Annotated in this window: 25 protein-coding genes and 7 pseudogenes; 16 read left to right on the forward strand and 16 right to left on the reverse strand. The window is 62.8% G+C overall.

The features are described 5' to 3' along the window. Window positions 1-158 precede the first annotated feature (158 nt). From ATB98_RS07175 to traG, 3 genes are read left to right on the forward strand one after another with little or no spacing between them, the layout of a single operon-like run. Window positions 159-446, forward strand: a complete 288-nt coding sequence (locus ATB98_RS07175) for a TraC family protein (protein ID WP_066871156.1) — start codon at window positions 159-161, stop codon at window positions 444-446. Further along, the gene (locus ATB98_RS07180; protein WP_066871159.1) at window positions 436-675 is read left to right on the forward strand and encodes a conjugal transfer protein TraD; all 240 of its coding nucleotides are present in this window, start codon (window positions 436-438) and stop codon (window positions 673-675) included. The genes ATB98_RS07175 and ATB98_RS07180 overlap by 11 nt, the downstream gene beginning before the upstream one ends. Beyond that, window positions 666-2585 carry a Ti-type conjugative transfer system protein TraG gene (traG, locus tag ATB98_RS07185; RefSeq protein ID WP_066871162.1) on the forward strand — a complete coding sequence of 640 codons (1920 nt, stop codon included), beginning with the start codon at window positions 666-668 and terminating at the stop codon, window positions 2583-2585. Before ATB98_RS07180 ends, traG begins: the two co-directional genes overlap by 10 nt. A gap of 30 nt (window positions 2586-2615) precedes the next feature. Here traG and ATB98_RS07190 read toward each other — a convergent pair whose 3' ends face one another. Beyond that, window positions 2616-2816 carry a hypothetical protein gene (locus tag ATB98_RS07190; protein ID WP_153435622.1) on the reverse strand — a complete coding sequence of 67 codons (201 nt, stop codon included), beginning with the start codon at window positions 2814-2816 and terminating at the stop codon, window positions 2616-2618. Window positions 2817-3320: 504 nt separating this feature from the next. Here ATB98_RS07190 and ATB98_RS30530 point away from each other — a divergent pair. Together ATB98_RS30530 and ATB98_RS30535 are read left to right on the forward strand one after the other, a co-directional pair. Continuing rightward, entirely contained in the window at window positions 3321-3569 is a 249-nt protein-coding gene (locus ATB98_RS30530) for a WGR domain-containing protein (protein ID WP_407695286.1), read from the forward strand. Further along, window positions 3506-3664, forward strand: a complete 159-nt coding sequence (locus ATB98_RS30535) for a hypothetical protein (protein ID WP_407695287.1) — start codon at window positions 3506-3508, stop codon at window positions 3662-3664. The genes ATB98_RS30530 and ATB98_RS30535 overlap by 64 nt, the downstream gene beginning before the upstream one ends. A gap of 81 nt (window positions 3665-3745) precedes the next feature. Here the strand turns inward: ATB98_RS30535 and ATB98_RS29450 are convergent, their stop codons facing one another. The 4 genes and pseudogenes from ATB98_RS29450 to ATB98_RS07210 form a co-directional block, all read right to left on the reverse strand. Further along, window positions 3746-3913 carry a hypothetical protein gene (locus ATB98_RS29450; RefSeq protein WP_167354063.1) on the reverse strand — a complete coding sequence of 56 codons (168 nt, stop codon included), beginning with the start codon at window positions 3911-3913 and terminating at the stop codon, window positions 3746-3748. 339 nt (window positions 3914-4252) lie between these two features. Then, complete coding sequence (locus tag ATB98_RS07200; RefSeq protein WP_066871164.1) at window positions 4253-4576, reverse strand: DUF736 domain-containing protein; 324 nt, start codon at window positions 4574-4576, stop codon at window positions 4253-4255. 617 nt (window positions 4577-5193) lie between these two features. Next, window positions 5194-5590, reverse strand: a pseudogene (locus tag ATB98_RS29925) (type II toxin-antitoxin system VapC family toxin). Continuing rightward, window positions 5587-5852 (reverse strand): annotated as a pseudogene (locus ATB98_RS07210) (type II toxin-antitoxin system Phd/YefM family antitoxin). Before ATB98_RS07210 ends, ATB98_RS29925 begins: the two co-directional pseudogenes overlap by 4 nt. 343 nt (window positions 5853-6195) lie before the next feature. Between ATB98_RS07210 and ATB98_RS29930 the strand changes: the two are divergent. Then, window positions 6196-6270 (forward strand): annotated as a pseudogene (locus ATB98_RS29930) (type II toxin-antitoxin system VapC family toxin); the annotation flags it as partial. A gap of 210 nt (window positions 6271-6480) precedes the next feature. On the opposite strand, the gene ATB98_RS07215 reads toward ATB98_RS29930, so the two are convergent. Both ATB98_RS07215 and ATB98_RS07220 read right to left on the reverse strand, forming a co-directional pair. Beyond that, a complete protein-coding gene (locus tag ATB98_RS07215; RefSeq protein WP_066871170.1) occupies window positions 6481-7110 on the reverse strand; it encodes a plasmid pRiA4b ORF-3 family protein in 630 nt (209 codons plus the stop codon). A 103-nt stretch (window positions 7111-7213) separates the two neighbouring features. After that, a pseudogene (locus ATB98_RS07220) lies at window positions 7214-7771 on the reverse strand (DUF2493 domain-containing protein); the annotation flags it as partial. Window positions 7772-7833: 62 nt separating this feature from the next. Here ATB98_RS07220 and parS point away from each other — a divergent pair. Further along, a complete protein-coding gene (gene parS / locus ATB98_RS07225; RefSeq protein ID WP_066871173.1) occupies window positions 7834-8319 on the forward strand; it encodes a type II RES/Xre toxin-antitoxin system antitoxin in 486 nt (161 codons plus the stop codon). After that, window positions 8316-8822 (forward strand): RES family NAD+ phosphorylase, encoded by a 507-nt coding sequence (locus ATB98_RS07230; protein WP_066871176.1) that lies wholly within the window; start codon window positions 8316-8318, stop codon window positions 8820-8822. The genes parS and ATB98_RS07230 overlap by 4 nt, the downstream gene beginning before the upstream one ends. A 76-nt stretch (window positions 8823-8898) precedes the next feature. Here the strand turns inward: ATB98_RS07230 and ATB98_RS07235 are convergent, their stop codons facing one another. From ATB98_RS07235 to ATB98_RS07245, 3 genes are all read right to left on the reverse strand, one after another. Continuing rightward, complete coding sequence (locus tag ATB98_RS07235) at window positions 8899-9840, reverse strand: DUF2493 domain-containing protein (protein WP_066871179.1); 942 nt, start codon at window positions 9838-9840, stop codon at window positions 8899-8901. 378 nt (window positions 9841-10218) lie between these two features. Further along, window positions 10219-11265: a DUF7146 domain-containing protein gene (locus ATB98_RS07240; RefSeq protein WP_153435623.1), complete on the reverse strand. Its 1047-nt coding sequence runs from the start codon at window positions 11263-11265 to the stop codon at window positions 10219-10221. Between the two features lie 5 nt (window positions 11266-11270). Continuing rightward, window positions 11271-15785, reverse strand: a complete 4515-nt coding sequence (locus tag ATB98_RS07245) for a strawberry notch-like NTP hydrolase domain-containing protein (protein WP_066871185.1) — start codon at window positions 15783-15785, stop codon at window positions 11271-11273. A 228-nt stretch (window positions 15786-16013) separates the two neighbouring features. On the opposite strand from ATB98_RS07245, the pseudogene ATB98_RS07250 reads away from it, so the two are divergent. Next, a pseudogene (locus ATB98_RS07250) lies at window positions 16014-16220 on the forward strand (AAA family ATPase); the annotation flags it as partial. Between the two features lie 141 nt (window positions 16221-16361). Then, window positions 16362-17552, forward strand: a complete 1191-nt coding sequence (locus tag ATB98_RS07255) for a DUF1173 domain-containing protein (protein ID WP_066871191.1) — start codon at window positions 16362-16364, stop codon at window positions 17550-17552. A gap of 137 nt (window positions 17553-17689) precedes the next feature. Here ATB98_RS07255 and ATB98_RS29935 read toward each other — a convergent pair whose 3' ends face one another. The 5 genes from ATB98_RS29935 to ATB98_RS07275 form a co-directional block, all read right to left on the reverse strand. Beyond that, window positions 17690-17836, reverse strand: coding sequence for a hypothetical protein (locus ATB98_RS29935; protein WP_234781886.1), 147 nt, complete (start codon window positions 17834-17836; stop codon window positions 17690-17692). Next, window positions 17833-17991 (reverse strand): hypothetical protein, encoded by a 159-nt coding sequence (locus ATB98_RS29940; RefSeq protein WP_234781887.1) that lies wholly within the window; start codon window positions 17989-17991, stop codon window positions 17833-17835. Before ATB98_RS29940 ends, ATB98_RS29935 begins: the two co-directional genes overlap by 4 nt. Before the next feature lie 82 nt (window positions 17992-18073). Continuing rightward, a complete protein-coding gene (locus ATB98_RS07265) occupies window positions 18074-19264 on the reverse strand; it encodes a DUF932 domain-containing protein (protein WP_066871194.1) in 1191 nt (396 codons plus the stop codon). Window positions 19265-19418: 154 nt separating this feature from the next. After that, the gene (locus ATB98_RS07270; protein WP_066871196.1) at window positions 19419-19841 is read right to left on the reverse strand and encodes an antirestriction protein; all 423 of its coding nucleotides are present in this window, start codon (window positions 19839-19841) and stop codon (window positions 19419-19421) included. Window positions 19842-20046: 205 nt separating this feature from the next. Next, entirely contained in the window at window positions 20047-22203 is a 2157-nt protein-coding gene (locus ATB98_RS07275; protein WP_066871199.1) for a ParB/RepB/Spo0J family partition protein, read from the reverse strand. Window positions 22204-22973: 770 nt separating this feature from the next. Here ATB98_RS07275 and ATB98_RS07280 point away from each other — a divergent pair. The 6 genes and pseudogenes from ATB98_RS07280 (at window position 22974) to arsH (ending at window position 26553) form a co-directional block, all read left to right on the forward strand. After that, a complete protein-coding gene (locus ATB98_RS07280; RefSeq protein WP_066871202.1) occupies window positions 22974-23180 on the forward strand; it encodes a hypothetical protein in 207 nt (68 codons plus the stop codon). Window positions 23181-23820: 640 nt separating this feature from the next. Continuing rightward, on the forward strand, window positions 23821-24174 hold the full coding sequence (locus ATB98_RS07285; RefSeq protein WP_066871205.1) for an ArsR/SmtB family transcription factor: 354 nt from the start codon (window positions 23821-23823) through the stop codon (window positions 24172-24174). A gap of 39 nt (window positions 24175-24213) precedes the next feature. Then, window positions 24214-24722: pseudogene (locus ATB98_RS07290) on the forward strand (arsenate reductase ArsC). A gap of 4 nt (window positions 24723-24726) precedes the next feature. Further along, window positions 24727-25425: an aquaporin gene (locus ATB98_RS07295; protein WP_066871208.1), complete on the forward strand. Its 699-nt coding sequence runs from the start codon at window positions 24727-24729 to the stop codon at window positions 25423-25425. After that, window positions 25422-25853 carry an arsenate reductase (glutaredoxin) gene (gene arsC, locus ATB98_RS07300; RefSeq protein WP_066871211.1) on the forward strand — a complete coding sequence of 144 codons (432 nt, stop codon included), beginning with the start codon at window positions 25422-25424 and terminating at the stop codon, window positions 25851-25853. Before ATB98_RS07295 ends, arsC begins: the two co-directional genes overlap by 4 nt. Then, on the forward strand, window positions 25810-26553 hold the full coding sequence (arsH, locus tag ATB98_RS07305; protein ID WP_066871214.1) for an arsenical resistance protein ArsH: 744 nt from the start codon (window positions 25810-25812) through the stop codon (window positions 26551-26553). The genes arsC and arsH overlap by 44 nt, the downstream gene beginning before the upstream one ends. A gap of 77 nt (window positions 26554-26630) precedes the next feature. On the opposite strand, the pseudogene ATB98_RS28820 reads toward arsH, so the two are convergent. Then, window positions 26631-26775 (reverse strand): annotated as a pseudogene (locus ATB98_RS28820) (DUF4996 domain-containing protein); the annotation flags it as partial.

Below are 26775 nucleotides of genomic sequence, written 5' to 3' on the forward strand. Positions count from 1 at the left end.
CCTGCAAAGGCCGATGCCGCTTCTCCGCAAGACGGCCATTTGCCGGAATTCCGGCTGCGACGTTTTCGGGGTAATGCAACTTAGCCTATTTTACTATCATAAACTATATAGTATAATCAGTGTCGCAGAGATTTTCTCCAACAAGGGAAGACGCTGGAATGGCCGCAAAATCATCGATCACCGACATCGACGCTCAGATCGAGAAGCTGCGCGAGCGCAGACGCTCGATGATCGCAAAGTCCGCCGAGCGCTTCGCACGCGCGGCAACGAAATCGGGGCTGGCGGAAATGGAGATCGCCGATGAGGAGGTCGATCGCATCGTCGAAGAGATCGCCGCGCGATTTTGCAAAGAGGAGAAGAAGGACGCTTCCGGCGCAACTGCTTCGCCGCGTCGACCAGCAGCTGGCGGGCCTGGAGCGGCGACGGAGGTTTCTCATGACGGCTGATCGCAAGCGCGAGGCGCGGGAGAAGTTTTTGCTCGGCGGCATCGTCGTTCGCGCCGGCCTCTCCAAAGCCGATCGGGCGTTTCTGCTCGGCGGTCTCCTCGAACTGGCTAGAGTTGCTCCGGGTTCATCAGAACATCGGCGCTTGCGCGACTTGGGCGAAGAGGCATTCAAGGCGCCTTCGCCGGCTGCAACAGAGACGCGAACCCGGGAGACGGCGGAATGGCATTGAAGGCAAAACCGCATCCGAGCCTGTTGCTCATTCTGGTACCGATCGCCGTCACCACCTTTGCCGCCTATGTCGTTGGCTGGCGCTGGTCGGCACTCGCCGCCGGCCTATCCGGGAAAGCGGCATATTGGTTTCTGCGGGCGTCGCCATTACCGGCGCTTCTGTTCGGACCGCTCGCCGGCCTCTTGGCCGTTTGGGCCTTGCCGTTGCACCGGCGAAGGCCGGTCGCGATGGCGAGCCTCGCCTGCTTTCTGGCTGTGGCCGGCTTCTACACGCTGCGCGAGTTCGGCCGGCTTGCCCCGTCGGTGGAGAGCGGCGCGGTCTCGTGGGACCGGGCGCTTTCCTATCTCGACATAGTGGCTATCGTCGGCGCTGTCCTTGGCTTTATTGCCGTAGCTGGCGCCGCGCGCATTTCCACCGTCGTGCCCGAGCCGGTGAAGCGCGCCAGGCGCGGGACCTTCGGGGACGCGGACTGGCTGCCGATGGCGGCAGCGGCAAAACTGTTCCCGCCAGACGGCGAGATCGTCGTCGGCGAGCGCTATCGCGTCGACAAGGAAATCGTCCATGAACTGCCCTTCGATCCGAACGATCCCGCGACCTGGGGGCAAGGCGGCAAGGCGCCGCTGCTCACCTATAAGCAGGACTTCGACTCCACCCACATGCTCTTCTTCGCCGGCTCGGGTGGATACAAGACGACCAGCAACGTCGTGCCAACGGCACTGCGCTACACCGGGCCACTAATCTGCCTCGATCCCTCGACCGAGGTCGCGCCAATGGTGGTCGAACACCGCACCCGCGTCCTCGGGCGCGAGGTGATGGTGCTCGATCCGACGAACCCGATCATGGGTTTCAATGTGCTCGATGGGATCGGTACATCCAAGCAGAAGGAAGAGGACATCGTCGGCATTGCGCACATGCTGCTGTCGGAGAGCGTGCGCTTCGAAAGTTCCACCGGATCCTATTTCCAGAACCAGGCGCACAATCTCCTCACGGGTCTGCTTGCCCATGTGATGCTGTCGCCGGAATACGAGGGACTGCGTACCTTGCGCAGTCTCCGCCAGATCGTCTCCGAGCCGGAGCCCTCGGTACTGGCGATGCTGCGTGACATTCAGGAGCATTCCGCGTCCGCCTTCATCCGCGAGACGCTTGGCGTCTTCACCAACATGACCGAGCAGACCTTCAGCGGCGTCTACTCGACGGCGTCGAAGGACACACAATGGCTGTCGCTCGACAGTTACGCCGCGCTCGTCTGTGGCAATGCGTTCAAGTCGAGTGACATTGTCTCGGGCAAGAAGGACGTTTTCCTGAACATTCCGGCATCGATCCTGCGCTCCTATCCGGGGATCGGCCGGGTGATCATCGGCTCGCTGATCAATGCCATGGTGCAGGCCGATGGCGCGTTCAAGCGCCGGGCGCTGTTCATGCTCGATGAGGTGGATCTGCTTGGCTACATGCGCGTGCTCGAGGAGGCGCGCGACCGCGGCCGCAAGTACGGCATCAGCATGATGCTGATGTACCAGTCGGTCGGGCAACTGGAGCGGCATTTCGGGAGGGATGGCGCGACCTCGTGGATCGACGGCTGCGCCTTCGCGAGTTATGCGGCGATCAAGGCGCTCGACACGGCCCGCAACGTCTCGGCGCAATGCGGCGAGATGACGGTCGAGGTGAAGGGAAGCTCCCGCAACATCGGCTGGGACACGAAGAACAGCGCCTCGCGTAAGTCGGAGAGCGTCAACTTCCAGCGCCGGCCGTTGATCATGCCGCATGAGATCACGCATTCGATGAGGAAGGACGAGCAGATCATCATCGTCCAGGGCCACAGTCCGATCCGCTGTGGACGGGCGATCTACTTCCGCCGCAAGGACATGAATGACGCAGCGAAGGCCAATCGCTTCGTCAAGCCGATCCCGTGAAGGCCGCCGGCGTCACGCGGGGAAAGTTCACTATCGATCGGAACGGCGATACCGGGCGAACGGGTCCTCCGCGCCGGGCGTGAACCAGTCGAGAAAGAGTGAATAGCCAATCGCGAAAGCGACAAGCCCGATCGCCATCAGACCGAAGACCCAGAAGGGCATGCCGTTGTCCGCGTTGGGATGGGCGTAGACGACGATCGACATCGGCACCATGACGATTGCCGTAAGCATCATGAACCCGGTGAACGGGCGGAACATGCAAAGGACGTAGAAGGCCAGATAATGCGCTGTAAACCGCTACTTTCGCGATACCGAGGACGGTCACGAACGGAAGCCGGACGATGAACCGGAGCGCGTGGGAAGCGGTGCTTCGGCGTGTTAGGCATTTTCCCATTTCGGGGGCCGTCGGGTTCACTGCCATGGCGGGCTCCTCGAGCCGCGACAGGTTCTTGAGAGTCTGGCCGTACGTCGGGATCAAAGCAAGAACGAGACGATGCCATCCACGCAACCGGCGGGGAGCGCGAGGGTTTCCCCTCCTTGCCCCGCGGACCGGTCGATCCGGTCAGCGGTGTATTGCGAGAGGGGGCGTAACCGGAGGCGGAGACCGTTTGCGGGCTCCGTGAGCGATGCGATAGCACGCGCTCGGCCCCCGGGCGGCTCCCAAGCAACGATCTTCAGCCTCGACGATCGATCACGAAAATGAATCGGAGGCGGCGGACCGATTCGTAAGTGTCGTTGGACGCGAAAGCGGGAACAGGCGATTCTTCCGCCATGCTCTGTCAGCCCTATCAGCTCTTCATCGAACGCACGGACGCGACGAAAAACATGGCGCGCTTCTACGCGCTCGCGATCGAACCGACGCTGTTCGGCACGCCTTGCCTCACGCGCGATGGGGGCGCATCGGGACAGTCGGACGGGCCATGGTGCATCACTTCGACAAGGAAGAGGATGCTGTGCGCATGTTTCTCGATCTGCTGCGGCTGAAACGAGCGCGTGGTTACAGACCGAACCCACGTGTTCGACGTGAACACATGGCCCGAGGGCGCCCGCAAAGAGCGTGCCCTGATCCTTGCCGGTGATCATTGGTGCGAAGCGGAGCTTCGGGTCGACGCGCCGGTCGATCCGGCGCATCGGCCCAGGCGAGAAGGCAAACGCCACCCTCAGAAGGGCGGCGCGGCGTCGATGGCGCCCTCCTCTGCGGCGACCGCGACTGCCAGCTCGGCCTGGGCCAGGTCCAGCTCCGCTTCGATCTGACGTCGCTCGGCCGGATCGGCATTCTTCAGTTCCCGGCGCAGCTCTTCGATGTGAATTTCGAGTGCAATCGTCATCGTCGTCATCTCCTGATGATGTGAAAGATGACGCCCGGGGTTGTGAGGATCGGGCCGGGTCAAGGATCGCGCCAGCGACCGGCGGAGCCGGCGAGCGGAGGAACCGATTTTTCCGCCGGGCCGCTTCGGCGGTTTGGCGGAAAAATTGGAGGGGCCGCCGTCCTTGAGGCGGCGCGATGCTCACGGCACACTTGGCGATCCGAGCAGACAGGCTTTCGTCTCGTGTGGCACGGCAGGAGGAGCAAATGCGGGCTCGATGCCCGCTTTTGCTCCCGGGAAACGATCAAAATGAGAAGCGGCGAAGCCGGCCCCGATTGCTCGGGGCCGCTCGTTTGCGGTTCAGTTCGGATTGTTCCAGAGGATCACCTTCTTGCTCGGATCGCCGCCGGGTGCCGGTGCGAGGTTGCCGAAGATCACGCCGATCTCGGGGGCCTCCAGCTTCACCGAGAGGTATTCTTCGCCGGTCTGGCGGGCGATGCGGTTCCAACACGCGCCGATCTCGAAGCCGGTCTTGCGGTGGATGACGCGGTAGTCGGGCGCCTCTTCGCTTGCCTTGCTGGCGTTCGGGACGATGGCGATCGGGGCGTTGACCCGGATGGTGGCGAAGACGCCTTCGAGGATGCCGTCGGTCTTCTGCGTCAGGGTTGCAATCGTGGTGGCCATGGTTCTGTCTCCTTCGGTTGCTCGGGACCATTCCCGATGGCGCACGAAGAGACGGCCGGCCTGCTGCGGTCAGCTCGGCCGAAATTTTTGCAAAATTCTATTTTCCGCCAGGACAAAAGAACCGAAATCGAATTTTGCAAAAATTTCGGGCGAGTCTTACCCCTTCAGGGGTTGGCCGCAAAAGCAGGCGGTCGTCTATACGAGCGACATAAAACGGGAATGGTTCGGGGCAACTGAAGGACGCGACAAACCATCATGGCTGTCCGGTCCGACGCTGCGGGGTATCGGCCGCGCATCCTTGAACGTTTTGCCTCCAAGCCAGTCAACTGCGTACCCTCCCCCGCGCCCATACAGCAGGCGGGTGAGCACGTCCCCTGTCGACATCATCCCTTTGGTGATCCGAGAGGTCGACACGGCGACGGTATGCCGTCTGCAGACCGTGCGGGCAATGCCGGGTGAAGCTGTTCGCGTGGGCGTCAGATGAGTGATCTTTCCCCACTCGTCCGTCCGCGCCCGCCATCTGAGCCGTCGGCGTTCGCCAGGCACATGGCCACTGGCAAGCGCGCCATCCGAGCGATCGGAGCCGGCTTGGTCAGCGCAACCACGCCCGTCGGCGATTACGAGACAACAGGATCCGAGCAAGTCACGAACGGAATGCCATAGAGCGCAACATTCTGGTCCTGGAAAACGAAATGCGCTCCCTCCGCCATGGCCTGCGCCTGAGAAGATGATCGAAGAGATCGCGGGATGAAGCGGACGAGCCTTGAGAGCGATAGGATGCGCATCTGTAATATCCAGCCGGTCGAATCCCTGACTCGGCAAGATCGCAAGAATCTCTTCTATGTCGGCATCAAGTTTGCCGATCCTGAGCTACACGGTGATTTCCCAAAGGGAGACGGCACTGACGAGGACGTCGTTCTCAGGATCGCCGATAAGGCCTCGCGCACGATCCCCCGGCTTCTCGTCGTCGTTCAGCCACCACAACAAGGCGTGCGTATCGAGCAGCAGCCTCACGTCCTGTCTTCCATGGACTTCATAACATCTTCCGGCAGGCTGTCGAAGTCATCGGCAACCTTGATCTTGCCGCGCAACGCGCCCTGTTTGCGCTCGACGATGTCCGACGACGGCGGCCCGATTTCCGCAACGACCTTATGATGGGACGTCAGGACGAACCTCTGCCCGTCTTCGACCTGCTTGAGGAAGGACGTCAGGTTGCCGCGAAATTCCCGCACGCCGCGCGGCGCGGCGTTGATGTCTGCTGCCGTGATTGAGGCATGGCAATGCTCCGTTTCTACAGAAATGTCTACACAATTTCCGACAAATGCAAGCGTCTCGAACCGTGTGGAGCAACGGGGACTCCAACCAGCGTGACGAGAGCATGTTGTCGTGTGGTCGAGGAAACAGCCTCTCTCGCATGCACGTTGAGACGACCGCGGTGACGATATCGCCAGCCAACAGCACCGCGATATCTCCAATGTGGCGGCGGCAATCAGGCAGGTCGGCGACCCGGGGGCAACGAACGGGATCGTTATGTCGTCAGGCGCGAAGACTGCCGGCGAAACAATGCCCGGTCGGGCGGATCGCCGCATGCATCAAGCATGTCCTTCTTGAACTGGTGTCTGACTCTCGTTACCAACAATGTCGGCGAGTTCAATCGGGTTGAGAACCTGCGGATGGAGGACTGGTCGGTCTGAGCCCTGACTGGTCGGAGCCGCGCAAGGGGAATCCGCGACATCGTCATTGATCGTCAAGGCTGAGTGCTAGAGCATTTTGTAGTCAGGCGGAATCACCTGACGTCGCACAAATGCGGCAAAAACAAACAGATAGAGCGGTGGCGCGAACGCATGTGAGCGCATCCCGCTCTAACGTCGCAGTGATGTGGCCGACCGTGGCGGTGCAATGCTCTATGCCGTCTTCGGTTCGCTGCGCTTCGGCTTTGGCTGATGCAGCCGACGCCTCACGCTCGGGCGCAGTGCATTGCGGACATCCTTGTCCGTGATCACGAGATCGAACCATTCGGGATCGAAATGCCCGCCACACCAGCGTCTGGTATCGGCGTGTTCGGGGTCTTCTCTGTCCGACATGATTTCCAGGAAGCGCTCATAGCCGAGAACACCGCCGACATCTTCTGGTGGCCTGGCACGCGCTCCATCGATGCAAGTCCCATATTTGGGCGTGACATCGCGTGCCTTGAACTCGTCGATCGCGACGGTATGGCGCCAGCTATCGCCGAAGTCATAGACGTAACTGAAAACAGCCCCCTGCTCGAAGTCGCGAAGGCGAACCTCACGAAAATCGAAGACGCGAGGATCGCCGTCGAAGGCATCCTCGGTCAAGAGTTCCACGTCGCCGTAGCGCAAGCCGCCGATGCGGAATTCATGCAGGTGATAGTTCCACCAGTTAAAGGCGGCCTGAATGGCAAGATGCAGTTGCTCAAGAGTCCAGTGAGCCGGCAAAACGAGTCGACGCCAGACCTCGGGCTCGATCTCGTCGAGTGATACACGAATCTGTACTGCGTTGATGGTTTTGAACATGCCGCATGTGAACAGCACGAATCGGCGAGGGTCAAGTCGAAGCCAGCCCACCTAAGGAAGAACGCCATGCGGTAAGACCCGCATGGCGTCGGGACATAGCCTGTCACGCGCCGTCTCCCGAGAGCTGCCAGACCGGGATGCCGAAGCGGCGCGCCTTGTCGGCGAGATTGCCGGTGATGCCAGAGCCGGGGAAGATGATGACGCCGGCGGGCATGACCGACAGCATGTCGTCGTTGCGCCGGAAAGGTGCCGCCTTGGCGTGCTTCGTCCAGTTCGGCTTGAAGGCGATCTGCGTCACCTTGTGCGCCTCGGCCCAGCAGGCGGTGATACTTTCGGCTCCTTTCGGCGAGCCGCCATCCAGCAGCACCATATCAGGATGTTTCGCCAGGGCCTGGTCGAGTTTCGCCCAGAGCCGTTCGTGGTCGTTGTAGTCGATGCCGCCGCCGAAGGCGATCTTGGTGCCGGCCGGGATCAGCACCTCGGTCTCGGCGCGGCGGCGGGCGGACAGGAAATCTCTGGAGTCGATCATCGCCGCGGTCATCTGGGCATGGCTGACCTTCGAGCCGGTGCGCGGCCGCCAGGCGCATCCGGTCTGGGCCTCGAAGAGGTCGGCCGCATAGTCGCACATGAACTCGAAGGCGTTGCCGCGCTCCAGAAGCGTCCTTGAAGTCAGCAGAGACATCTGTCATATATAAAGCGACGCGTGACGCGGAGATGACCCCCATGGCCATTGCGGCAGAGAAAATCGGCCCGGAAACGGCGGCTGGCGAATTGCAGAAGGTAGCGGCATTGCTCGGCGGTGCGCGCGTCCTGTCGCGCAGCCTGACCAGCCCCCTCGATGCGCATGAGCTGCTTTTGCGCGGCCTACCGGCCTCGGCGCTGGATCATCTTGTCGGGCACCTGGTCGTCATCGGCAAGACCGACTCGCTCGAAAAGGCCGTCGGCATGAGTCTCAGGACCTGGCAGCGGCGGAAGGATACACCGTCCAAACCGCTTAGCCAGGAGCAGAGCGGCCGAGCGTGGAAATTCGCCGAGATCCTCGCAAAGGCAACGGATGTCTTCGGATCGCAGGCGGAGGCCGAGCAATGGCTGGAGCGTCCGGCGGTCGGGCTTGACCAGCGCCGCCCGATCGATCTCCTCGCAACGCCCGCCGGCGTCGAGTTGGTCGAGGATCATCTCGACCGTCTCGAATACGGCGTCTATGCGTGACCCTTCTGCCAATCGCGCTCGGCGGGACCGAGCTGGTCGCGTGGCGGCTCGATCAAGCCGTTCACGCGCCGACATGGGATAGCGGAGAAGGAGCCTATCGGGTTGGCGGCCGCTGGAACAGCAAGGGAGCGCGCGCCGTCTATTGCTCACTCGATCCGGCAACCGCAATCCTTGAGGTTGCGGTTCACAAGGGGTTTCGGGCGCTCGACACGGTGGCGCACATGATGACGGCAGCAATCATTGCCGATCCCGGCGACGTCCATGTCGTCGATCCAGGAAGCGTGCCCAATCCCAATTGGCTGCGCCCCGGGATTCCCGGCGCGGGCCAGCAAGCCTTTGGGGACGATCTGCTTCGCCGCCACCGTTTCGTCGCGATCCCGAGCGCGGTGTCGCCGCATAGCTGGAATCTGATTTTTCTCGCCGGCGGCGCGACCGGCGCCTATGCCCTGAAGTTCCAGGAAGCGTTTGCCCTCGATACAAGGCTGCATCCTCCCATGGCATGAACGAGCTGTGGTTGCGCCGCAACCTGCGACGCGATCTCGCAACCATCCGGCTCTTCCCGTGCGAAGAAAACGGCGCTTACGCGCCGTTTCCTGCAGCTTGCCAGACCGGGATGCCGAGTCGGCGGGCTTTGTCGGCGAGATTGCTGGTGATGCCGGAGCCGGGAAAGATGACGACGCCGGCCGGCATGACCGACAGCATGTCGTCGTTGCGGCGGAAGGGGGCTGCCTTGGCATGCTTCGTCCAGTTCGGCTTGAAGGCGATCTGCGTCACCTTGCGCGCCTCTGCCCAGCAGGCGGCGATGCGTTCGGCTCCCTTCGGCGAGCCGCCGTGCAGCAGCACCATATCGGGATATTTGGCGAGAGCCTGATCGAGTTTCGCCCAGATCCGTTCGTGATCGTTGTAGTCGATGCCGCCGCCGAAGGCGATCTTGGTCCCGGCCGGGATCAGCACCTCGGTCTCGGCGCGGCGGCGGGCGGACAGGAAATCTCTGGAGTCGATCATCGCCGCGGTCATGTTGGCATGGCTGACCTTCGAGCCGGTGCGCGGCCGCCAGGCGGATCCGGTCTGGGCTTCGAAGAGATCGGCGGCATAGTCGCGCATGAACTCGAAGGCATTGCGGCGCTCAAGGAGCGTGATGCCCTCGGCGATCAGGCGCTCGAGTTCGACGCTTTTCACCTCCGAGCCGTCCTGCTCGCTCTGTCCACTCCGTTGTGCATCCTCGTTGCGCTGAAGCTCGCGCTGAATGCGCTCGCCGGCGCGGTGGAAGAGATTGACCATCGACCAGAGCAGGTCTTCGAGATCGGGCTCCAGCCGGGTGTCGCCGAGCATCTCGAACATGGCGTCGAAGACCGCAGTCAGCGCCGACTGGACGACCGGCTCTTCGGGCAGAGGCCTTGGGTCCGGTTCGTCCTGGAAGGGGCGATGCCCGTAGATCTGCATCTCGTAGATGAAGCGGTCGGTCGGGGAAGAGGCGTGGTGGGGCTCGAAGGCGTCGTCGAGGGACAAAGTCAGGTTCATGGTGGTCTCCGTCGGTTTGGGCCGCGCCTCTCGCGGCCTGACGGCGATCCCTTCCATGCGGCGGACGGGCCGGAACCGCGGCGTGCCTCACGCCGCGGCCCAGCGCAGCGCCGGGCGGCTGAGGGAGGGTTTCTTGGAGCGCGAGGAGCGCCGGCTTCCGCATCGGCCCGAAAAGCGGGAACCGGTTTTCGGAACAGCTGATGCGCCAAGGAAGTGCCGGCGTGGGGAAGAAACCCGACTGACCCGCTGAAGGCCCGACAGCCGTATGGTAAGGGTCGCCTCTCGGCAGGCCCGCGGGCGCGGCGCCCGAACGGCGACCGGCATGGACCGGCCTTCCCTGCCACGCCGCGCCCGCTCCCGCCTTCCCGTGCAGCCGCATCAGGTGGGCAGCAAGGCCTGGATGTCTTCCGGCGCAAGCTGGGCTCTCAGATGCACAGTCAGGCGGTCGGGTCCGAGCCGGCGAAGGTCCTCGTTGAAGTCGCCGAGTTCGGGGGAGAGCACGAGCGGCACGATCCCGAGCGCCTGCGCGCGGCGACTCAATCCCTCGATGCCATGCCGGCCGGCCGCATCGGCGTCGGCTGCGATGTAGATGCGCTGGCAACCATCGGGCAGCCGAAAGGCGGCGAGGTGATTGGCGGTCAGCGCCGCGGCCATCGGCATGCCCGGCATCACGTGAGCGAGCGATAAGATGCTTTCGAGCCCCTCGCCGGCGGCCATGACCGGAACGGAGCCATGAACCGGGAAAAGGAACCGCACGGCGTTTCCGAGCAGCCCGCCGAGCGCGCGGCGGGGTGTGTCGACTTGCGCCTTGCCGACGCCGTCCGGGTCGAGCCCGGAACGCTCGAGATAAGTGCGATGCACACCTGTGATCACGCCGGAGGAATCCGTTACGCCTGCGATCAGCGCCGGATAGCTCAACGTCCTGCCGGTCACGAGATCCCGGTAGAAGCAAGAGGGATGGTAGCGGAGCGCCTGGTGCTGAGCTGCTCGCAGGATGCCCCGCTGGCGCAAATAGCTATCGGCCAGGGAACGGCCAAGCGGCTGCGTCATCCGGAACAAGCGTCTTGCGCGTTCGCCTGCCGGTCTATCGACCGGCGGATCGGTGTGGGCGTCGCCCCTGCGGGACGACGCCTGACGAGGAAGGCTTAGGAAACGCCGCACCTCGTCTGCGACATCACGGAAGTCCACCAACCCGCAGGTCTCTCGAACGAGGTCGAGCAGATCGCCATATTGAGAGGTTGCTGCATCTGTCCACCGCCCAGCGCGCGGGCCGGAGAGATGGACATAGAGCGATTTGCCCTTGCTGTTGGCGACGTCGCCGACGATCCAGTAGTTGCCGGCCCGACGGCCGGCGGAGAGGTAATGACGGCAGACCGCCTCGGCGTCGCGCGCGAGACGATCGGCCAATTGCGAAGCGGACAGCATGGCGCTCACACCCGTCCAGTGCCATCGACGATCGGATGCCGTTCGATGAGGAGAGAGAGGATCGCCGATCCTTCCTCGGACGTCGGAATGAAGAACCTGAGCTTCCAGGCGACCATCTCGGAGAACAGACCCATGGATTTGAGCCCGTCCCGCATCCCGTCGGTGAAGCCATTGAGTTCGACACGATAGTCGTTCATCACCCGAACCCGTCGCAGCGTCATATTGCCGGCGAGGGCGACGACCGAGGAGCCGCCGAGCAGCGATTCCCAGACCTGTTCGGCGTTGATGACCTCCGTCTGATCGAGCCCGAAATTCCGGCAAAGCCGGGAGAGGCCCTCCGAAGAGATCAAGCGGCCGACGATGCGCTCGCCCTCATCAGTCTCCAGACGATAGACGCGGCAAAAATCCTGCGGCAGCAATTTCCAGATCGGCAACAGTAGGCCGGAGACGACATGCATCGTCGTGTTGGAAAACTCCGGGAGATTGGCCACTTCGGCATCCCATGCGGCGGAGAAGATTTCCTCGTCCGCTTCCTCCCAGTTCGTTTCCTCGAGCTGGCGCACCTCGAAACGGATTTCGTCCATCGGCCGAATCAGCGCGACGCGCGGCTGGACCGAGCCGTCGTCGAGCATGACCGAGCGGGTCGGAACCTGCACGGCCGGGCGGCCGGACTTGCCGTTCACCATCAGCTTGGCACGCAAGTCACGGCTCACAAGTTTCAGGGCGTCGGCCAGCAGCAGCGGCGTATTGCGATCCCTGCGCTCGATCGTCAAGAGATGCGACTGCGCGCCGGTGACCGGATGGGTGTAAACCAGCTTGCGGTCCTTCACCGTCATACGGTCCGCGACAAGCGTCTCCAGCCCCTTGTCGTAGACGCCGGCGGCAATCGCGCCCTCGATCCGGGCGGCCAGCAATTGTTCGAAGGCGTCGAACAACAGGTTCTGCATGGCAACCGTCAGGGCCAGCATGCGGTTGAGGAAGGTGTGGATCGGCGGCAGTTCGTCCTTGAGCCCGCCTTCCTCGGCGGTCAATGAAAGGCCGGTGATCGTCTCGAATTTTCCCAGCGAGCAGCCCTCGATCCCGCCACGGTGGATGAGCTTGTAGAACTGCCTGAGCGCGTCGCGGGCGTACTGGGATTCAAGATTGTCCTCGCTCCTGAACATGCCCTGCCCGCCGGTCTGTCGTTGCCCGCGCGTGATCGCGCCAAGCGTGTCGAGGCGCCGCGCAATCGTCGACAGAAAGCGCCGTTCCGCCTTGACGTTGGTGGCGATCATGCGGAAGCGCGGCGGCTGTGCCTGGTTGGTGCGATGACTGCGCCCGAGACCCTGGATCGCCACATCGGCCCGCCAGCCGGCTTCAAGAAGATTGTGCAGACGCAGGCGTTGGTTCTTCGCGCCGAGATCGGCATGATAGGAGCGTCCCGTGCCGCCGGCTTCGCTGAAGATCAGGATCGGCTTTGCGCCGTCCATGAAGGCGCGGGTTTCGTCGAGATTGGCGCTGCCCGGCCGGCTCTCGACGGCGAAGCGGGCGATCGTGCCGCCATCGTCGCGGCGAACGATGCGGCGCGTGCGCCCGGTGATCTCGGCAACGCGATCCGTCCCAAAATGCTGGACGATCTGGTCAAGCGCGGTCGGGATCGCCGGCAGGCTGCCGAGCCGTTCGAGCAATGCGTCACGGCGCACGACGGCTTCGCGGCACAGGACCGGGTTGCCCGCGGCGTCATAGACCGGCCGCGACAGGAGATTGCCTTCGGCGTCCGAATATTCCTCGAAGAGCTGGATCGGGAAGGAATGGTTGAGATATTCCGCGACGATCTCGCGCGGCGTGACGTCGACCTGAATGTCGCCCCACTCTTCGGTCGGGATCTCCGCGAGCCGACGTTCGGTGAGCGATTGGCCGGTGGAGATGATCTGGACGATCGCCGCATGGCCCTCCTCCAGATCCTTGGTCGTTGCGCCGATCAACGCCGGCGTCTTCATCGAGGTCAAAAGGTGGTTGAAGAAGCGCTGCTTCGAGCTCTCGAAGGCGGACCGGGCGGCGGCTTTGGCGTTTTTGTTGAGCGTTCCCTTGCGGCTGATAATACCGGAGGCCTCGAGCGCTTCGTTGAGATTGTTGTGGATGATCTGGAAGGCCACGGCATAGGAATCGTAGATGCGGACCTGTTCCTGGGTCAGTTCATGTTCGAGGATGTCGTATTCCACACCGTCAAACGACAAGGACCTTGATGCGTAGAGCCCCATCGCCTTGAGGTCACGGGCGAGCACTTCCATCGTCGCAACGCCGCCGTCTTCGATGGCAGCGATGAACTCGGACCGCGTCGAGAACGGAAAGTCGGTGCTGCCCCAGAGACCGAGGCGTTCGGCATAGGCGAGTGACTCGACCTCGGACGCGCCGGTTGCGGAGACATAGACGACGCGGGCATCGGGCAAGGCGCGCTGCAGGCGAAGACCGGCGCGGCCCTGTTGCGAGGCAGCCTTTTCGCCACGCTCGGACTTGCCGCCGGCAGCGTTGGCCATGGCGTGGCCTTCATCGAAGATGATGACTCCGTCGAAACCCTTTGCGTTCCCTGTCGCGGCTTCGCCGCTCCCCGCCGCTCCTCCTCCTGTCCCAGTCGGGCCTTCGACCCTCCCCGCCTCTTGACCGAGCCAGTCGACGATCTGCTGGACGCGCGATCGCTTGCCTTCGCGCTCGTCGGTGCGCAGCGTGGCAAACGTCACGAAGAGGATGCCCTCCTCCAGCGTGATCGCCTTTCCCTGCCGAAAGCGCGACAAAGGTGTCACCAGCAGCTTCTCCTGACCGAGCGCGCTCCAGTCGCGCTGTGCATCCTCGATCAGCGTTTCGGATTTCGAGATCCACAGATGGCGGCGACGGCCCTGAAGCCAGTTGTCGAGAATAATGCCGGCAGCCTGACGGCCTTTGCCGGCACCCGTGCCATCGCCGAGAAACCAGCCACGGCGAAAGCGGACAGCACCTTCCGTTTCGGGCGTGACGGCCTTGAGATTGTCGAATGTGGCATCAACGGACCAGTGGCCGGCGAGGTAGCCGGAATGCGCCTCGCCGGCATAGATCACGCTTTCAAGCTGGGCGTCGGACAGATCGCCATCGGCGATAATGCGCTTCGGCAGCTGCGGCCGATAGCTCGGCTTCGGCGGCGCGACCGATGCCATGGCGGCGGATTCAACCAGCTTGTCCGGGTGGGGCTTTGCGTTCGGGATATGGATCGCTTGCAGTTGGTAGGGTTCGTAGATGCCGTCGGCGACGTCGACGCGGGCTTTCGGCGCTGCATCGCGCAGTTCGTAGTCGATTTTGACAACGTCGTTGTCGGTCGGAGCGGGTGGCGAGGATACCGGTCGCGGTGGACGGAGAGCGCGCGATGTCCGACTTGCCGGGGCGATCCCCACCGCGGGACGCAAGGTGTCGGCGGCCCTGCGGGTGGCCATTTTCGCGGCGCAGGCACGCGGGACTCCATTGGAAGGCGCGCCGATCGAGTTCGGCGCGCTCGCGGGCGAGCGGGGCGGAAGGCCCGAGATCCATGTAAGCAATGTTTCCAGATCGGAAGCGACACCGTGCGAGGCGATGAGCTTCGTGGGATCGGCGGCGGCGATCTTGTCGATCACCGTCAGCCCCGTCTCCATCGTCGTGCCGTGCCGGGCATAGACAGAGCTATCGATCGCGGCGCTGAACAGAACCGTGCCGCGGCCCTGGAGACCGACGAAGGCGTCGTGCCATTTGGGATTGTCGGGTGAAAGGCTGGAGCCGGTGATCGCCACCAGCCGGCCGCCGGGAGCCAGCCGCGCGAAGGCGGAGGCAAGATGACGCCATGCGGCGTCGGCCATGCGCCCTTCGACATGAACGCCGGCAGAAAACGGCGGGTTCATCAGGACGACGGTCGGACGAACCGAACGGTCGAGATAGTCATCGATGTGGGCGGCGTCGTGCTGCGACACCACGGACCTCGAGAAGAGTTGCTCCAGCAGACCGTGGCGGACCGGGGCATATTCGTTGAGAGAAAGGCGCGCATGCGCGAGTTCGACGAAGATCGCCATCAGGCCGGTTCCGGCCGACGGTTCAAGCACGATATCGTCCGCCTTGAGGCCGGCGGCGCGGGCGGCCACATAAGCCAGGGGTATCGGCGTGGAAAACTGCTGGAACTGCTGGCTTTCCTCGGAGCGGCGCGTATGGGTCGGAATGAGCGACGCGACCTTGGTCAGCATCACCAGCGCCTGGGGTACGTTTGCGCGAGCGGAAATCGCCGCGCCGAACTTGCGCAGAAACAGGACCTGCGCGACCTCGGTCGCCTCATAGGCGTCTTTCCATGCCCAAAAGCCCTCGGCGTCGGAACCGCCGAAAGTGTCCGTGAGGATGGCGCGCAGATCGGCTGCGCCGATGGATTGGCAGCGTTCGAGAAACGGCAAAAGCTGATGGCCGGCGAGGAGAATTTTTCCTGCACGGCCGGCACGATCGGCGGGAGCAAGCGAGGTGGCGGCCGTGTTTGCGGCGCTGGAAGAGATGACGTTCATGGGAAACCCTGTCGAGAGCGGAAAGGACCGACCCGCCCGGACGCTCTCCAAGTCCCGGCAGGCCGACCCTTCCCGGCCCCTCTCTCGCTCCCCGCAACGCCGCGCCCTGCCTAAAGGTGCGGCGTGGCTATCGGTACGGTCTCGGCGAGACCGGCTGGCCCTCCGAGATTTCGCCAAGCAGGCTCCTGATCAACATCCCGTTGACTTCCAATCATCATGCTTCACATTTCCGACCCTGCCGGATTCATACGTGGTCTCGACAAGGCGATCGTGGATGAACTCCAGCGCGCCGACTTGCTGCTGGCGATCAAGAAGACAGTGGACGAGGATTACCGTTCCGGCCGCTTTCTGCTGACGGGCTCCGCCAATGTGCTCACCCTGTCTCGCGTCGCCGACAGCTTAGCCGGCCGCATGGAGACGATCCGTATGTTACCCTGCCGGATTCATACGTCGATAAGCAGATCGTAAGCGCCGCATAGTGCATTATTCCTGATAGTATAATTGACCAGGGCATGCTACATCGTCACTGGACGAGCTCGTCCAAAAGAATTCCTGAAGCTGGACCGGAGGAACGATGTGCGGCGGTTTCTGATCGGCGACAGGTCATTCGAAGAGGATTCGGGCGAGTTCCAGGCGCTCCTTCCCCGCGCCTATGAACTGAAGCTTCGGCCGCAATGCCAGTGCAGGGAACCGCCGGTTCCGATGTATATCGCGCGGCTCGATGGACAGCTTCTTGTCAAACGCATGCCGCTTTCGGGGCGCGACCACGATCCTGCCTGCCCCTCCTATGAGCCGCCCTACGAGCTTTCCGGCCTCGGTCCCCTGATCGGCAACGCGATCCAGATCGATGCCAGCGGCAAGGCCGACCTGAAGCTGGACTTTTCCCTGACAAAACGGGGGCCACGATCCTCGCCCGGCGCACCGGCGCACGCAGCGGAGCCGGGCATCCGCAGCGAGCCCAAAAAGCTGTCGCTCAGGGCGATGCTGCATTATCTTTGGGAGGCTGGCGAGCTGACGGAATGGCGCTCGACATGGGCGGGCCGGCGCGGCTGGGGCCGGGTACGCACCAGCCTCATCAATGCCGCCTCGCAGATGACCGCAAGGGGCGGTCCGTTGAGCGACATGCTCTTCGTTCCCGAGGTGTTTCACGCCGAGGACAAGGACGGCATCGCCGCTCGGCGCGCCGCGGCGCTCAACGGTGTGCAAGCGACGGGTTCGGGGCCGCGCAAGCTGATGATGATCGTGGCCGAGGTGAAGGAGTTTTCCGCGGCCCGTGAGGGACAGAGGATTGTCGTGCGGCACATGCCCTTCCCTCTGATGATCGAGGACGGCGCATGGAGGCGGCTTGCGGCCCGCTATGAGACCGAACTGGAGCTGTGGCGATCGAACGAGGCGTTCCATCTGATCGTTATCGCCACCTTCGGCATCTCGACCGCCGGCATTGCGTCAGTCGAAGAGGTCGCTCTGATGGTGGTCAACGAGCACTGGCTGCCATTCGAGGACATCCACGAGCTACGGCTCTTGGAAAAGCTCAGCCACCTCAAGCGAAAGAGCGTCAAGGGCTTGCGTTTCAACCTGCCTCGCGACGCGCCGATCGTGTCGGTGACATTGCCGGAACAGAAACCCGCCCCCGTCGCGATGTTCATCATCCCGGCAAGCGCCGGAGATGAATACGAGCAGGCACTCGCCAATATGATCGACGCGCGGCCGGAGATCGCACCCTGGGTCTGGAGGGTGGCCGAGGGCGAGATGCCGCGACTTCCTTGATGCGGGAACACGGAGCTACGGGGGCGTTGACAGGGTGAGGCGAATAAGAGCCCTGCGCCATTATCTGCCCTTTTTTCAATCGGACCATGGTGCGCCGATGCAAAATTCCGATGTTGCCGCCGAGCAAAACGCCGAGATTAACGTCTGATCGCGTCATAGACCAGCTTCGGAACCACCCATCCGTTGACGTAGAAATATCGCTTCGCCTTGAGACGCGCGATATAGGCGTCCTGGACCTTATAGGAGGCGAGCCGGTTGAAGTGCGTCCGGGAATAATCGATCATCCGTCCCCTTCGGTCAGATCCAGCGGACCTGCCGCCGCCAGTTCCTCCAGATGGGAGCGGAGCGATTTGACGACGCCGTCCAATCGGTACTCTCTGTCCAAGGCGGCGTTCAGGCGGCCGCTCTGCATGGGAGAGAGTGCTTCGGTCCTGAACATGGGATTGCCTTTCCGTGAACGCAAAAACCCGGCGCGATGGCCGGGTTTTCATCGGAACGAAGGATCCGCGCGACGACCGTAGTCAGGCTGCGCTTTCCAACAGCTTCCTCGCCTTGCCTTCCAGTTCGAGCCGCGTGTCCTGATGGGCTTTTCCGCGGGCAAGCGCCGTAATGCCTTGGACAAAATCGAAGATAGACTCCGGTGGCCTCCCTTCTTCGGAAAGCACCGTTTCGATGATCTTGCCGGTTTCGGCCTTGGAGAAGCCGCGGCGGCGCAGGAAGTCAGAGCGATCCTCGTCATTGCGCGCAACGACCCGTTCACGCGCGGCGCGAATGCCGGCGATGAAGGGCGCGGGCGAGGAATTGGCGAAGTTCGTCAACGCCGGCGCGGCTTCATGGGCGAAACGTTGCGCCGCAAACTTCGAGTGCCGGATGGTGATTTCCTCGAAATTTTCGGTGCCCCACAGATTGCGATTGGCACAAATTGCCCTGAGATAGAACGACGCGATGCCGAGCGTCTTGGACCCGACCTCGGAGTTCCAGGCATAGAACCCGCGGAAGTAGAGATCCGGCTCGCCGTTCGGCAGGCGACCAGCCTCGATCGGGTGCGCGTCGTCGACGAGGAAGAGAAACACGTCGCGGTCGCTGGCGTAGAGCGTGGTGGTGTCCTTGGTGATATCGACGAGCGGATTGTGGGTCATGGTCGACCAGTCGAGCACGCCCGGCACCTTCCAGATCGTGTCGCCGGTTCCGTTGCCGGCGATGCTCATCACGGCGGCAACCAGATCCTTATCCCATATGCGCCCATATTCGGGGCCAGTCACCGCCCGCAATTCGAGGCGGCCGTCATCCATCTCCAGTGTTTTGACCAGTTCGGTATTGTGGTTCAGGAGGCCGTGCTGAAGGTTGATCGCGGCCAGCGGGGCAGGCAGTTGCCGCATATAGCTCGCAGGCGCGCCGACCAGGCTGCAAAGCTGGCCATAGCTCCAATGCGTCGGTGCGATTGGCTCACGCCCGCCGGGAACAATCATGGCAAGACGCTCGGCATTGTGGCGGGTGGCTTCCACGCGGATCTCCGCGCTTTCGACCGTTCGGACACGGGCGCGATCGGTTCGGGCGCTGACCGCGCGGTGAAGATCGGTGAGCGACAGGTAGCGCTCGTCGTCGGGTCGCGAGAACCATTCGGACGAAACGCGGCCGATGCGTTCACCGCGCGAAATATCGACCTTGAAGCCGGACGAGACCGGCCGTGGACTGGAAATCATGGTGTTCATGCTCAAATCTCCTGAAACGAAGAAGCCCGGATGACCGCTTTCGCGACAACCGGGCTGGTGGGGTGGAAGATGGCTCGCCGCCGGAGCGCCTGTCCGACGCGGCAAGCAGGCGGGACGCTCGGACGCGCCGCCCGAGGACGGCGCGTATTGGCTCTCAATCGATCGCCTGGGATATCTCGGCAGCTTCCGGATGGTCGGCCGAATAGGCGTAGAGACGGCCGTAGCCTTCCGAGAGGTGCTCGGACTGATACTGGAACGAGAGGTGGGAGAAGCCGAACAGCGTGGCGATGATGCCGGCGGCTTCGGCGGACACCTCCCCCTGAAATCCGGTGATCTCGCCTGTGATCCGAAACCGTGATCGGGATTGCGGAGCCAGGAACAGCGGCTTGCCCTCGTGTTCGTAGTAATCCCAGAAGCCGCCGCCATAGTCGAGCGGGCTCAGCCGCTCCATGAAGCTGTAGACTGCGTTCTCGGCGACGATCATGAGCGAACGCCCAAACAGCGTGGGCAGGAATTCCGGGCGACGCTCTTCAGGGACGATGGTGGCGCTTTGGCGTGCAATAACGGATGTCGACATCGATTTTGTCTCCAGAGAGGTTACAGGGTTCAGGCCGGACAACCCTCTCTCCATCGCCCGGCGTCACCCCTCCTCCGGCCCCTCTCTTCCCTCTCCGGCCGACCACCGCCGTCCCTTTTTCGGCAAGACGTGCCTTGTCTCCACGTTCAGAAATAAGAAGGCCCGACACGACGGCCGGGCCTCCGACAGAGCATGGTCTGAGGGACTATTCTGCCGCTTCGAGATGCGTGCCGTCGTCCTCCGCACGATCGACCGATGCTTCTTTGGCATCGGCAACTTCCGTGAGGAAGGCCGGCAGTTCGACGTCTGCACTTTCCACGGGGTTGTCATCGACAATTCCGTCGGCATCCGCCACGGCGACCGCAGCGGCCTCGGCCGGAGTCTCGTCGACCGGGAGCCGCAGCACATCAGGCAACCATCCGCTGCCTTCCAGCAGCCGGGCGGCCTCACGCGCCATGTCGGGCTTCTTCAGGTGATCGATGAGTTGCGCCGACTGTTCGCCTTTCGCCTCGCGGACGGCTTGCAGGATATGCGCCTTGGTGACGCGCCCGAGATAGTTGTCTACCGTCGGCGTCCAGCCTGCCTCGACCATGCTGAAGCCGATCGACCGGGCAAGCTGCTTGGCATGGGCGATTTCCCTCGAGCGCCGGTTCCAGGCCTGGCTCGTGGCGTTCAGCGACAGTGAGACGCAATGGGCAAAGAGCGCCATGCGGCTCGCCTCGTCGAGGCCGATCAGATAGTCCCAGACTTCGTCGGCGTTGCCGGGAAGATCATGTCCCCAGGACTCCTGCCGCTCACCGATCTCCTTCGCCCAGACCGTGTCGCCAAGCCCCTGCGTCTGGCTGAAGGTGGTGTGCTGCGCGGTGATCTCCAGGCACGAGTCGGACCCGTATCTGTAGAAGGTTTTTAAGACGAACACGTGCAGGGCGGCGATAAAGGCCATGACCGGGTCATTCGCCAGTGCATTCCTGAGCGCGAGGGTACGGGTGGCCGTCAGATCCTCGATGAGGCGATCAGAGAGCGGACGAATCTTGCCGTCATCTTCCTCCGGTTCCTCGATACCGACAGGCTTGCCGTTGATCGAGACCCCGTCGGTTGCAGAGGTCGCAACGGCATCGTCACCGCTTCCACCATCAGTGTCGCGACCATTGGCCTCGCCGCCATCCGTCTCGACGACAGGTTCATCTTCGGGCCGGACGAACCCGCGTTCGATCTTCAGCTCACCGTCGACAGCAAGAGAGATGAAGGCGCCACCGCGGGCGACCTCTTCGGGGTCGAAGACATAAGGCCGATCGTTCAGGGCATCCAACGCGTTGCCGAGTTCCTCAAGCCGGGCTTCGGTTTCCTCGGAGAAGTCTTCCGCCGCTGCATATTCGGCATCGAGCCTGTCATATTCCGCCTTCAGCGCGTCATGGCGCGCACGTTCATCATCGGTGTACTCGACCCGTTCGCCGTAGAAGCGGCGGAGGCCTGAGGTGTGACCATACGGAAAGTCGAATGCGGCATCGACCCATTTCCAGCCCTCTTCGGTCTTCAGCGCTTCGGCGTCGGAGGTCAGCTTTTCGAGCACGAGCTGCTCGAGCAGCGCCGGGTCCTGCAGCCATCCGCCATTGTCCTCATCAAACAGGTCGCGCATCACGACACCGCCGGCAGCCTCATAGGCGTCGATACCGACGTAGACGGCGCGTCGATCGGATGCCCGAACCGCGGTTTCGGTCAGCATCCGGCGGATATAGTAGGCGTCCTGATTATGCGACCGCGAGATCGTGTCCCAGACCTGCTCCTGCCGGACGTGGTCAGTGGTGATCGAAAACGCCATCACCTGGCCGAGCTTCATCTCGTCATTGGCGTAGAGTTCGAGCAGGCGCGGCGAGACGGAGGCCAGCCGCAGCCGCTGCTTCACCGTCGCAATCGAAATGTGGAAGCGGGCGGCGATCTCTTCCTCGTCGAGCCCCTGCTGGCGCAGCGCCATCATGCCGCGAAACTCGTCCAGCGGGTGAAGGTCGACACGCTTGACGTTTTCGGCGAGCGAATCCTCGACTTCCAGCGTTTCGCCCTTGCTGACGATGCAGGGAATTCCGGCGGTCTTGGAAAGTTTCTTCTGGTTGACCAGGAGCTCCAGCGCGCGGTAGCGCCGGCCGCCTGCCGGAATACGGTAGACGCCGGTCTCGTTGCCGTCGGCATCGATCTCCGCGCGGACGTTGAGGCTGGTCAGCAACCCGCGATGGGCAATGTCTTCGGCGAGTTCCTCGATCGAGACGCCCGCTTTCGTCTTGCGCACGTTCTGCTGGCTGAGGACGAGCTTGTTGAAGGGGATGTCACGCCCGGCGTTGAGCGTGATCTTCTGGATGGCCTGTGCCATATCGTTTCTCCGTGGCGGGCTGGCCGAAGCCTCTCTCCGACCACCAGAACCCGCCGCGAACGCCCTTTCCCCCCTCTCCCTCCTTGCCGGTCCGTAACCCTCACCGTTCCCGGCTGGCGCCCGCCCATTGCAAACGCAGATGACGGTCTTCCGCCGTGCCACCGCCATTCCCTATCCACTCGCGGCCGCTGCAACCATTTCGCCGTCCCGACCGCGTTTCAACGCGTCGAGCCCCGTCCTGCCATCCAATCAAGCTTTGCGATGGAGAGCTTGAGTTCGCGCCTGCGAAAACGCATAGCTGCACTGCACAATAGGTGATAGCCGGTCGCACAAACTATGGGCATAGTGCCTATAGCTGATGCAGATTGATGGCTTCTCCTCCCAGTGCCATCGCGTCGGCTGTTCCCCTCTGGAGGTTTGGATACCTTCACACTTCAACGGGCCTCGGTTTTTCCGGTGGCCCGATTTTTTTTATCCATTTTGGCTCAAAGCGTGTCCTGCACCGTCAGAGGTCAGTTCAATCCCGATCGTTGAGCGCCCCAGGAAAGAACCGGAGGAAAGGCAGCGGGTCCATTTATGGGAGAACGAGGTGACGGGATAAATTGACTCTGCAGTCCTCGAGCGATGGAGCGGACCCCCTCGTTCACAACAAACAGATGGAACTGCTGCGTCATTCGTTTACCCGAGTTCATTGTCAAAACGACCCGCTGGACTCCAATAACCACCTAATTCGCTATAAGGCATGCACTCGAACAAATCAGGGGAGATTCATGGAAACCGTGGAAATCACCGGCCGCAGCGACTTTGCCCTGTGGGCGATCCAACGCGCGCAGGAAATCGTGACGGCCCAAGGTGCTGCTTTTGCAATGGCGGCGCGTGACATGAACGAAGAGGCCCTGGTGGAAACCGCGGGCGCGCTTGGCAAGGCCATCAGTGACGCCATGCTCGAAGTTTTCGATGGCTTGATAGATGAGTGACGGCGTGGGGGGGGAAGCGCCGCGTCCGTCGCATTACGAATGTTTCGATACAAGCTGGTGAGTAACGGCCGACACGCCCCGCGCGTCGGCGACGATCTGCGCGGGAGCCTAGAACCCATCGGCTGAGTTGAGAAGCGCGGTGCAGAAGACGTCCGGAAAACCGATCCGCTTTCCTTTGCTCGCGACTGTCTATGATTTTATCCGGATCGAAGCCGACATCGGCGTCTTCTATCGCGTCCGGCACGAGAGCGCCGACTTTGCAGGGAACATCGGATACGAACCGCTCCGGTAGAAGCGTAGCCTATTCGGCTGCGATCGAAATCGGGCGACGCTAATCAGCTCGCCGCCCGCCGCGGCGACGAGCACGACGATTCAGGGCGGAGTTTTCCACGCCGTGAACAGTACGGAGCAGGTGAACGCCAAGGCGAACTGATACCCTAATCGAAAAAGGCTGAGTGCGAGAGAGATCGAATTTGAGCCGGGCAACGTCGCCACCATACCTGCCGTTCGAGGCCAGCGCCCGGCAATATCATGCTCCGACCCGAACGAAGCAGCCCTCCACGACCTCCGAGCCAACCCACCCGACACGACTGCGGCCGCTGTCATTGACATACTGTAATATATCCATTATTCTGGATATATGGATGAAGAACAGACGATCGCAGTGTTGGCCGCCCTTGCGCAACCCACGCGCCTGAGAACCTTCCGCCTCCTGGTGGAACGGGAACCCGCAGGCGTGCCAGCGGGCGAGCTGGCCAGACTGGTCGACGTGCCGCAGAACACCATGTCGGCGCATCTTGCGACGCTCTCGCAAGCCGGGTTGGTCCGGGGCGAGCGGCAGAGCCGATCGATCATCTACCGCGTCGATCTCGATCGGTTTCGGGCCGTGATGCTTTACCTTCTGCAGGACTGCTGCGGTGGCAACGCCAGTCTCTGCGCGCCGCTGATTTCCGATCTGACCCCCTGTTGCGCTCCCAATGGAAGCGCAGAGTGAGGACACGCAGACTCGTTAAGCCAATCTGGGAGAGCGGCCATGAGCGATAAGGTCTACAACGTCCTTTTTCTGTGCACGGGCAACTCGGCCCGCTCGATCATCGCCGAAGCCATCCTCAACAGGATCGGCATGGGCAGGTTCAAGGCCCACTCCGCAGGATTGCACCCAAAGGGAGAAGTGCATCCGTTTGCCTTGCAGTTCCTCAAGGGACTGAACCTCGACACATCCTTCGCCCGCTCGAAGGCGTGGGACGAATTCGCCGCTCCCGATGCGCCGCAGATAGATTTCGTCTTCACCGTCTGCGATAAGGCGGCCGCCGAAGCATGCCCGGTCTGGCCGGGGCAGCCGATGACAGCGCATTGGGGGGTCCTTGATCCTGCGGCGGCCGAGGGCAGCGAGGCCGAGCGGCACTTACCTTCGCCGAAACCTACCGGATGCTGAACAACCGCCTCTCGATCTTTATCAGCCTGCCGATGACGAGCCTCGACAAGCTCGCCCTGCAAAGAAGGCTCGACGAGATCAGTCGCGATATTCCGAAAGCTGTCTGAAGCAATGACGTTCGATCTGAAACGCCGCCTCGCGGCGGAAGCCTTGGGTACGGCCCTTCTGGTCGCGACCGTCGTCGGCTCCGGCATCATGTCCGATCGCCTCTCCGAGGACGTGGCGGTTTCCCTGCTCGGCAATACCATACCGGCGGGCGCAATCCTCGTCGTCCTGATCAGCATTCTCGGACCGATCTCCGGCGCGCACTTCAATCCGGCCGTCACCATGGTGTTTGCAGCACGGCGCGAGATCGAGCCGTCCGAGGCCGTTCTCTACGTCCTCACACAGATCGCGGGCGGCACCGCCGGGACGCTGATCGCCCATGCGATGTTCGACCTGCAGCTGTTCCAGGTGTCGGAAACGGTCCGCACGGGCACGGGCCAATGGATCGCCGAGGCGGTCGCCACCTTCGGACTCGTCCTCACGATTCTGACGGGGCTGCGGTTCCGGGCCGACGCCATTCCCTGGCTCGTCGGCCTCTACATCACGGCGGCCTACTGGTTCACCGCCTCGACGTCGTTCGCAAACCCCGCCGTTGCCATCGCCCGCGCCCTCTCGAACACCTTCTCGGGCATCCGTCCGACGGACGTGCCGGGCTTCATCGTCGCCGAGGTCCTCGGCGCGCTCGTTGCCGCAGCCGTCGTCGGATGGATGTTCGCCGAACGAAGCGCCGCAAATTTCCCCATAACCGTCAAGGGAACCGAATGACCATGGACGTCACGATCTACCACAACCCCGAATGCGGGACGTCGCGCAACGCGCTGGCCCTGATCCGCCACGCCGACATCGAGCCGAAGGTCATCGAATATCTGAAGACGCCGCCAAGCGGCGACGAACTTGCGAAAATGATCCGCGACGCCGGCCTTTCCGTCCGCGAGGCGATCCGGGAGAAGGGAACCCCCTATGCGGAGCTCGGTCTCGATGATCCGGCACTTTCCGACGGCCAGCTCCTGACGGCAATGCTGGAGCATCCGATCCTGATCAACCGGCCTTTCGTCATCACCCCGATCGGCACCCGGCTGGCGCGGCCGTCCGAAGTGGTTCTCGACATCCTGCCCGCCGATGCCTTCAAGGGACCGTTCGTCAAGGAGGATGGCGAAAAGGTTCTCGACGCGGAGGGCCGCCGCATTGTCTGATCTTCCTGCCGCTGATCCGCGCCATCTCCGGAAGCCGGATCTCGATGCTCTGCGGCCGCCGTTGTCCACCCATCCACCGCGGATCCTGATCCTCTACGGATCGCTCCGCCAGGTGTCGTACTCCCGGCTTCTGGCCGAGGAGGCGGGGCGGCTGCTCGCGCACTTCGGGGCCGAGGTGCGCTTCTTCAATCCATCGGGGCTGCCGCTTCCAGACGACGCGCCCGTCAGCCACCCGAAGGTCCAGGAACTGCGAGAACTCTCCGAATGGTCGGAAGGCCAGGTCTGGGTGAGCCCGGAACGGCACGGGGCGATCACCGGCATCATGAAGGCGCAGATCGACTGGATACCGCTCTCGATCGGCTCGATCCGGCCGACGCAGGGAAAGACGCTTGCCGTCATGCAGGTGTCGGGCGGCTCTCAGTCCTTCAACGCGGTGAACACGCTGCGCCTGCTTGGTCGCTGGATGCGTATGATCACGGTCCCGAACCAGTCGTCGGTCGCCAAGGCCTACCAGGAGTTCGACGCGAGCGGTCGGATGAAGCCGTCGTCCTACTACGACCGGGTCGTCGACGTCTGCGAGGAACTCGTGAAGTTCACGCTTTTGACTCGCGACATATCGGCCTATCTCGTCGACCGATACAGCGAGCGCAAGGTAGACGCGGAGAAGCTCGAACAACGGGTCAAGCTCCAATCGATCTGACCACATATTTGCCCGCGAAGGAGTGGCACTTGCCGGCAATTCGATCTGAGGTGCTTCCTGAAATGCAAAGACTATTCTCAGTTCATCAGATCGTAGGGGATGCGGTAGCCGTGGTCTTCCAGCCAGCCGATCAATGCCTTCGGCTCGTCGGTCTGGATGATGGTGGCGCCGCGGTCGATCCAGAAGCCCCAGCTTTCCTGCGGTCGGCCGTCGAGGACGGCA

Source organism: Sinorhizobium saheli (genome assembly GCF_001651875.1).
Taxonomy (GTDB): Bacteria; Pseudomonadota; Alphaproteobacteria; order Rhizobiales; family Rhizobiaceae; genus Sinorhizobium; species Sinorhizobium saheli.